This is a genomic window from Bradyrhizobium sp. Leo170, assembly GCF_004296405.1.
Taxonomy (GTDB): domain Bacteria; phylum Pseudomonadota; class Alphaproteobacteria; order Rhizobiales; family Xanthobacteraceae; genus Bradyrhizobium.
Genome location: NZ_PSRR01000616.1, coordinates 1 through 2,423 on the forward strand (window position 1 = coordinate 1; position 2,423 = coordinate 2,423).

The 2,423-nt window shown below is 61.5% G+C and carries 4 protein-coding genes; all 4 read right to left on the reverse strand.

The window, feature by feature from the left end; translation table 11 throughout:
• The coding region (locus CWO89_RS43170) for a serine hydrolase domain-containing protein (protein ID WP_130584268.1) at positions 1 to 902 on the reverse strand (902 nt) is incomplete at its 3' end.
• Positions 817 to 1,212: a serine hydrolase domain-containing protein gene (locus CWO89_RS43175; protein ID WP_051397342.1), complete on the reverse strand. Its 396-nt coding sequence runs from the start codon at positions 1,210 to 1,212 to the stop codon at positions 817 to 819. The genes CWO89_RS43175 and CWO89_RS43170, both read right to left, overlap by 86 nt.
• A gap of 282 nt (positions 1,213 to 1,494) precedes the next feature.
• A complete protein-coding gene (gene fdxB / locus CWO89_RS43180) occupies positions 1,495 to 1,794 on the reverse strand; it encodes a ferredoxin III, nif-specific (RefSeq protein WP_028169131.1) in 300 nt (99 codons plus the stop codon).
• Positions 1,795 to 1,937: 143 nt separating this feature from the next.
• Positions 1,938 to 2,423: transposase (locus tag CWO89_RS43185; RefSeq protein ID WP_165421588.1), on the reverse strand; the 486-nt coding region annotated here is incomplete at its 5' end.

Sequence of the window (2,423 nt, forward strand, 5' to 3'; positions counted from 1 at the left end):
AGGCCCACGACGCGGTTTGCCGGATCGATCCAAAACTGCATGCCATAGATGCCGCCCCACCCGTAGCTGCCCGCCGGAAGGCGGCTCTTGGCTGCAGCCGGATCGATCACGATCCCAAAGCCCAGCGCGAAGCCCCAACCCGGCCCGGGAAGCGTCGGCATGTTGCCGGTCGCGTTCTGCGTCATCTGCCGCACCGTTTCCGCGCGGAGCACCCGCACGCCGTCGAGTTCGCCTTCGTTCAGCAGCATTTGCAGGAACCGCCCGTTGTCCCCGATAGTGCCGCTCATGCCGGCGCCGCCAGAGTGATAGGCGGTCAGAGAGAAGGCGCGGTTCGGGTCGAAATCGGCGGTGCCCTTGGTTGGAGGGAACGGCACAGCCTCAGGTGCCGCCACCGGAACGTAGCCCGTGCCGAGTGCGCCCGTGACCTGTGCGGGCCGTGTCACCTGCACGAACCGTGAGCGCATGGTCTCAGGTGCGTTGAACACAAAGCTCTCAATGCGCAGAGGTCTTGCGATGCGCTCGGTTACAAAAGCTCCCAGGCTGGCTCCCGTCACCTTCTCGATGACAGCCCCGAGCACGTCAGTGGCCAGCGAGTATTCCCAGCCTGTACCAGGCTGATAGCCAAGCGGAACGAAGGCGAGACGCTGCATCGCTTCGGCCGTGGTTACCTCGCCCTGGTCTAGCCCGTCGGTCACGCGCGCTTCGCGGTATGCATTAACGAGCCGGGGATTATTGATGAAGTTATAGGAGAATCCGGCCGTATGGGTCAGCAGTTCGCGAATTGTCGGCGGCCTGCTCGCAGGACCCTCAGTGCCGTCAGGACCGCGCACCTGCAACTTGGCGAACTCGGGCAGGAAACGGCTGACCGGATCGTCCAGGCCGATCCCTGCCCTGCTCGACAAGGATCATCGCTGCCACCGAGGTGACAGCCTTGGTCATTGAGGCGAGGCGGAATATGTCGTTCTCGCCGATCGGCACGGCGCTCCCCACCTTGCGAACGCCGACGCTGCGGCTGTAGACCGGGCGGCCATTCTGAAGGATCAGCACCACAATACCCGGAGTACTGCAGCCTTCGACCAATTCCTTAAGGGTTTGATCAAGCTTCGCATTGCGCGCTTCGGGCGAAAAGGCCAGCGCCACCGGGGTGGCAAGGAGCGCGAACGCTACCAGTCCCGCCCCGAGCACACCGATCACAAGACGACGTGAGATCATGATGTTCCTCCCGTAGAGCTGTTCTGAGCATTCTTCGCGACAGCGGAATGAAGTTATTGAGGCTGCCGGTATCCGATCCATAGTAGCGCAGACATTTCGAGCCATCCGAACCCCATACCTGCGGCCGACGAAGACATGATTCTTTCTGGGGACGGGGCGACTCAGCATCCGCAAGCTGGTGGGAATGCGCCCGGCGCCAAGCGGGTCTATCCTCGAGCGCAGTTCATGGCTTCGCCGCCCAACTCCCGCTTGCTCGCGGCAAAAGGCGGACAGAGCTCGCTCTCAAGCGGCTTGCGTTGCGGCGGTTTGGTGAGTTTGGCAGTTGGTCGGACAAACCCGGGCGCAGGCGCCGCAACCGATACAAGCGCCTTGGTCATTCATCACCATAATCTTCTTCTCGATCTCATCGTCTTCGTCGTCGTCCAGATCGACAAGATCGCCCTCCTCGTTGATGCCCTTCAACGTCATGACGTCGCGACCGCAGACTTTGAAACAACGGCCACAGCCGATGCACTTCTTGGCATCAATCGACATCAGGTACTCCGGTGTCCAGTCACGGCCGTCGCGCGTTGCAAATGACATGATCGGATACCCTCTAAAGCAGTCTGCTGAAAAAGCTTGAAATGGAGAGTTTTCGTATTGTCGGCGGTCGTTGTTGGAGCGGCGCGGTGGAGTTGGATGTAATTTTTTAACCTGTTGGTTGGTGCCCCCCTGACGCGGGGTGGCTAAACGGCAAGCAGTTTGGGAATCCGGATCAGGTTATAGGCGATCAGATTGAGCAGGAAGTCGGCGGCGACGCGAGCGATGCCACGATGTTTGGTCTTGCGCATCGTGCCATGCTGCTTGCCCCTTCCGAAAATGCACTCGACCATCGCCCGGCGCGATTGCGACATGCCGTATCCCGGATGCCGCGCGGTTCGTTCGTCGATGGCGCTGTTGCGGTTCTTGCCGGTTTTGGTGACGGCCTGGTTCTGTGTCACATGCGGCGTCACGCCGATGGCGCGAAGATTGGCGACGTGATCGGCCGTATCGTACGCCTTGTCCTCACCGGCCGTGATGCGGCAGCCTGCGGCTTTGCGTCTCGCCTTCAGCATGGTCTCCGAAGCCCGGCGTTCGGCGATGCCATTGGCATGCGTGACCCTGCCGGCCACCGCCAGCCCGTGCCGGTTCTCCATGGTGGCGTGGCCCATATAGCAAAGCTTGGCCTCGCA